The organism is Elusimicrobiota bacterium (assembly GCA_040757695.1).
Classification (GTDB): Bacteria; Elusimicrobiota; UBA8919; order UBA8919; family UBA8919; genus JBFLWK01.
On the sequence record JBFLWK010000120.1, the window covers coordinates 1 to 4,987 of the forward strand.

6 protein-coding genes and 1 pseudogene are annotated in these 4,987 nt (G+C 35.8%); all 7 read right to left on the bottom strand.

Annotated features, from left to right (window positions below; all coding sequences use genetic code 11):
• Window positions 1-166 precede the first annotated feature (166 nt).
• The 7 genes and pseudogenes from glgA to AB1349_12720 all read right to left on the bottom strand — a co-directional run bounded on the left by glgA (window position 167) and on the right by AB1349_12720 (window position 4,987).
• Window positions 167-1,297 carry a glycogen synthase gene (gene glgA, locus AB1349_12690; GenBank protein ID MEW6558184.1) on the bottom strand — a complete coding sequence of 377 codons (1,131 nt, stop codon included), beginning with the start codon at window positions 1,295-1,297 and terminating at the stop codon, window positions 167-169.
• Between the two features lie 60 nt (window positions 1,298-1,357).
• Window positions 1,358-1,618: a site-specific DNA-methyltransferase gene (locus AB1349_12695; protein MEW6558185.1), complete on the bottom strand. Its 261-nt coding sequence runs from the start codon at window positions 1,616-1,618 to the stop codon at window positions 1,358-1,360.
• 11 nt (window positions 1,619-1,629) lie between these two features.
• Window positions 1,630-2,025, bottom strand: a complete 396-nt coding sequence (locus tag AB1349_12700) for a DNA methyltransferase (GenBank protein MEW6558186.1) — start codon at window positions 2,023-2,025, stop codon at window positions 1,630-1,632.
• Window positions 1,998-2,246 (bottom strand): hypothetical protein, encoded by a 249-nt coding sequence (locus AB1349_12705; protein ID MEW6558187.1) that lies wholly within the window; start codon window positions 2,244-2,246, stop codon window positions 1,998-2,000. Before AB1349_12705 ends, AB1349_12700 begins: the two co-directional genes overlap by 28 nt.
• Window positions 2,247-2,407: 161 nt before the next feature.
• Window positions 2,408-2,815 carry a putative toxin-antitoxin system toxin component, PIN family gene (locus AB1349_12710; protein ID MEW6558188.1) on the bottom strand — a complete coding sequence of 136 codons (408 nt, stop codon included), beginning with the start codon at window positions 2,813-2,815 and terminating at the stop codon, window positions 2,408-2,410.
• On the bottom strand, window positions 2,812-3,036 hold the full coding sequence (locus AB1349_12715; protein MEW6558189.1) for a CopG family transcriptional regulator: 225 nt from the start codon (window positions 3,034-3,036) through the stop codon (window positions 2,812-2,814). Before AB1349_12715 ends, AB1349_12710 begins: the two co-directional genes overlap by 4 nt.
• A gap of 392 nt (window positions 3,037-3,428) precedes the next feature.
• A pseudogene (locus AB1349_12720) lies at window positions 3,429-4,987 on the bottom strand (alpha-amylase family glycosyl hydrolase).

Genomic DNA, 4,987 nt, shown 5'->3' on the forward strand with positions numbered 1-4,987 from the left:
TCATCCGATGGTTCAATTCTTCTTTTAAGAATATTATTTTCTACAAAAATTTCGCCTGCAATAAATTTTTTTCTTAATTTCTCAAATAACTTTTTATCATAATTATATCTATCTAAAATATTCATTTCACTTTTCTAGAATTGTGAAATTGTGGAGTTGTAAAAAATTAAATTAGGTTTTCGTACAGTTTTTTTGTTTGTTGAGCGATATAACTCCAAGAGAAATATTTTTCTACACGAGCGCGGCTTGCTTCACCAAATTTCTTTCTCAATTTTTCATCTTTCAATAACCGATTCACAGCACCAGCGATCTGTCCTGGATTTTTTGGTTCAACCAATAGCCCTGTTTCTTCGGGAATAACGACTTCCAAAATTCCGCCCGTCGCAGATGCAACGACTGGTGTTTTACAAGCCATCGCCTCAAGATTGATTATTCCAAACGGCTCGTAAATAGACGGGCAGACAAATACCTTTGCTGAAGAATACAATTGAACATATTCTTCTTCTTTCAAAAGTTTATGTATCCACACAATATTTTTTTTCTTTTCAACCTCTTTTGTCATTCTTTCCTCGTAATCCTTTGTATCAGCACCTGCTGCGCCGAAAACAATTTGGACAGGGATTACATCTGCAGCTTTAACAAGATACTCCATACCTTTTTGCGGTGTCGGCCGACCGACGAACAAAATATAATCATCAGCGATACCGTATTCTTTTTTAAGCGAATCAGAAAGCGGTGTATATTTCCATTTATTAAGGTCAATCCCGTTATGGATAACTTCAACTTTTTCCGGCTGAACATTAAAAAATTTTAAGATATCCTGTTTCATTAAATTTGAGACGGCAATAACTTTATCAGCGGATTCAAGCCCGATTTTTTCAATCCATGCGCTTAACTGATACCCTCTTCCCAGTTGGTCTTCTTTCCATGGTCTTAACGGTTCAAGCGAATGCGAAGTTGTAACAAGCGGTATATCATAAAGAATTTTTGTCAAAAGTCCACCGAGATGTCCATACCAGGTATGCGTATGGACAACATCAGAATCAATCTCTTCTAATTGCGAAAGGATATTTACAGAAATTGTATCAAGTGCCGGTGAAAATTTTTTACCTTTAAGCGCTTCCCAGCCTTTATATCCGCGCACTTTCAACGATTGTTCGTCTGATTTCTGGTCGCCAAAACATCTTACTTCAACATCCATAATTTTAGAAAGTTCCTGTGCTAAATATCGTAAATGCACCCCCGCACCGCCATAAATATATGGTGGATATTCTCTCGCCATCATTGTAACTTTCATACTCTGCCTCCGCATCAATTAAAAATTGTTATAAACCACGGTTCCATTTTTGCTTGCCCACTATTCTGTGAAACCAACATGAGAAATAACATTTCTACTTCTATCCAATTGTTTTTCTGATTTCATTTCGCTTAATCGTTGTCTACAAATTTCAACCAATTTCGGATTTATTTCAATTCCAATATAGTTACGCCCGAGTTCTTCACAAACAACAAGTGTTGTTCCTGTTCCCGCAAATGGGTCTAAAACAAGGTCGCCCATCTGAGAACTTGCTTTTACTATTCGCTCTATAAGTTTTTTAGGTTTTTGAATAGTGTGCAGAAATTCCCGACTTAAAAGTTCTTTTGATTATATGTTAACTGCTTGATATCTCCCCAGACATCGCCTGGATTTTTCCCGAGTTCGTTGAACTTTGTGGCTCCGAATTTACCGTTCACAACCGACGGAACATTTTCACATCTTCTTCTATGTTCTAATTCTACCAATTGAGGCACCCTTATATTATCTAAATTAAATGTCTTTGCTTTTCCCTTACTGAAATAAGCAATAATATCATAATTATTAGTAAAATTATTTCTTCCCTGTGCAAGTCGGCTCGGCTGATACCAGACAATTTTTGAATTTAGCGTTAAATACGGTTTGTAGTCAATAAAATCAATACAATCTGGTTTACCAAACAAATATAAAACCCCTCCTTTTTTTAATTTTTTAGAAAATAATTTAAGCAATTCCAGGTTAAACTCTTGAAATTTGTTACCTTATCCCACTGTTTTTCGGTCACACCGAATGGTCCATCGCAAATTATTAAATCAAGGGATCCGTCAGGCAACTCTTTTACTTTTTCAATACAATCGCCTTCAATAATTTTGTTTATAAAACTATCAACTTGTCTGCTATAAAATGTGATATGTTCTTTAATTACCGATAACTTTTTTTTCTTTTTATGCATTTTTAATGTCCCGGGTTGTGATAATATGTAAATTATTGGATACAGTTTGGTTTTTTGAAATTTGTAACGGTTTTACGGCGATTAAAAATCACCGACTACAATTCGTATGTTTTCAGCATAACTGAACTGTTATAATTATTGACTGAAAACTCTTTTTTGCATTAAGTATGGTTTTGCTTAAGCAATTCTAAAAACTGCCGAGGTGTTACAATTTTTATATTCTTATATGTTTTTAGAATTAACAAATCTTTATCACCGGTTAAAATTATATCAGCATTAATACTTTCTGCTGTTCCCAATACCATAATATCTTTGGAATCGCGGCAGATGTGTTTGTCAACTTCCGATGGTTTAACTCTGTGTATTTTGCTCTCTAAAAAATTAACGATATTTTCAACTATGTTTCTCGGTACTTTGATTTTTTTTAATAATCCGTTTCTTACTTCTTGAATTAAAGTATCACATAAAAAAATGTCATGCTGTACTAAACATAGTTCAAATATATCACTGCATAATCCATGGGTAGCAAATGCTGCGATTATAACATTTGCATCAATTACAATTTTCATTTTTTAAGTGCATCAAAAACATCTTCATCAGTTAGCAAGCCCTGTGTCTCAGCAAAAGGAAGAACCATTTTCCTGAGATTTCTAAACCGTTTTACTGCAATGTAACGGTCAACCGCATCTCTTACTATCTGCCCCGCCGGTACTTTTTCCTGTTTGCTTATTCTTTCTAATTCTTTTCTGACACTTACGGGTAATCTTAATGTGAACATATTTGAATTCATATTACACCTCCATAATACATTGTATTATAATGTATATTTTTTGTCAAGTATTTAATTTTCTAATGTCCTGGTATTGTAAAGTATGCGATGATTATTGACTGAAAACCTTGTTTTCTGGCTATTACATTTATTGTGTCTGCATAATTTTCGTCAAATGGCTCGCCTGTATAGACACGCCACAAAATTTCGTTATTAAAAAATGTTGCCAACTCCCGACGAGCGTAAACATCGTTATGTTTTACAACTTTTTCTCTCAATTCAAAAAACTTTTGGGCGTGTTGAATTGCAAGTTCGTTAGATTGCTTCGTTTCACTCGCAATGACATTAGTATTTATTCTGAAAATATAAACTGGTTCTCTATGGTGTTCAATGTGAAGATAGTTTTCTCGTCCATGCCAGACATATTTTTTGCCTGTAATCAGTTCTTCAACAACATAATCCGCATCTGATGAAATACCTAATTCGTCAACAGGCACAGTTACTCTTGTATCCTGGAGTTCATATGGATTTAAGTTAGCAGCAACAAGAATTATATTGTTGTTAAATTTTTTGCTGTAGCATAGAATATTATCGTTTGTAGAGTTACAAATTCTTAAATTATCGTAGTACTGCAATGCTGGATTTTGTTGTCGGATTTGGTTAATTTTTGCGATATAGTTTTTGATATTACCCGGTCTATCCCAGTCCCAGACCTTATACTGATATTTTTCCGAATCAACATAAATTTCGGTATTTGGGAATGCTCGGTTTTCGCAGAGTTCGTAACCATTGTAGATTCCATAAACAGATGAAAGTGTTGCAGCGAGTGCGAGCCGCATTTTGAACGCAGGTTGCCCGCCTGTCTGAATTATCGGCGGACATATATCGGGTGTATTTGTGAAGAAGTTTGCTCTCAAACAATCTTTTAGATACGAATTGGTCAATTTCAGAATATATTCTATCAGTTCATTTTTTCCGTTTCGCCATGTGAAGTATGTATATGACTGTGAGAAGCCCGCTTTTGCCAGTTCTTCTAATTTTTCGTAATTTGTGAATGCTTCTGCAAGAAAGACGGTATCTGGATATTTTTTTTTCACTTCTCGGATAAGCCACAGCCAGAATTCAACAGGTTTTGTATGCGGATTATCTACACGGAATTGCGTTACACCGCATTTTCGCCAAAAAACTATTATTGATTTCAACTCCTGCCAGAGTTCTTTTTGCGCTTCGCTTACCCACCCTGAAGGGTGGGTAACAATATGGTTTGAATTGGCGTCATTGACAGTCGCCTGAAGGCGACTATTTTGCAAATTCTTTTTATCTTGCGGATACAGATTTAACGGATAGATATCCTCGTATTTTTTAGGTGGATTTTCGGCATATGCGATTGTTCCGTCTGGTCTTTTATGAAACCATTCCGGATGCTCTTTCACATATGGATGGTCAGGCGAACACTGGAACGCGATATCAAGTGCAACCTCAAATCCCATATCGGTTGCTGCTTTCACGAAATGTTTGAAATCATCAAGTGTACCGAGTTCAGGATTGATGGCTTTATGTCCACCGAGTTCATTCCCGATTGCCCATGGTGAGCCAGGGTCATTCGGTTGTGCTTCAAGCGAATTATTACGTCCTTTTCTATGAGACCTTCCAATTGGATGTATTGGTGGCAGATAAATCACATCAAACCCCATTTTTTTGATATCAGGCAATCGTTTTTCGCAATCGCTGAATGTAGCGCTTTTACCTTCTATGGTGCCTTGAGACCGATGGAACATTTCATACCAACTGGCGAACCGTGCATATTTTTTTTCAACAAGCACTTCCAGATTTTTTCCGTAACCATCAATTGTATATTGATAAAACCCTGGCGTCTTTGGCTGAAAAGAACCTACATATTTATCGCCACATTTTAGCATTAGAACAGTTTTCCATTTTTTTTCAGACGATTTTTTATATTTTAATACAGGAT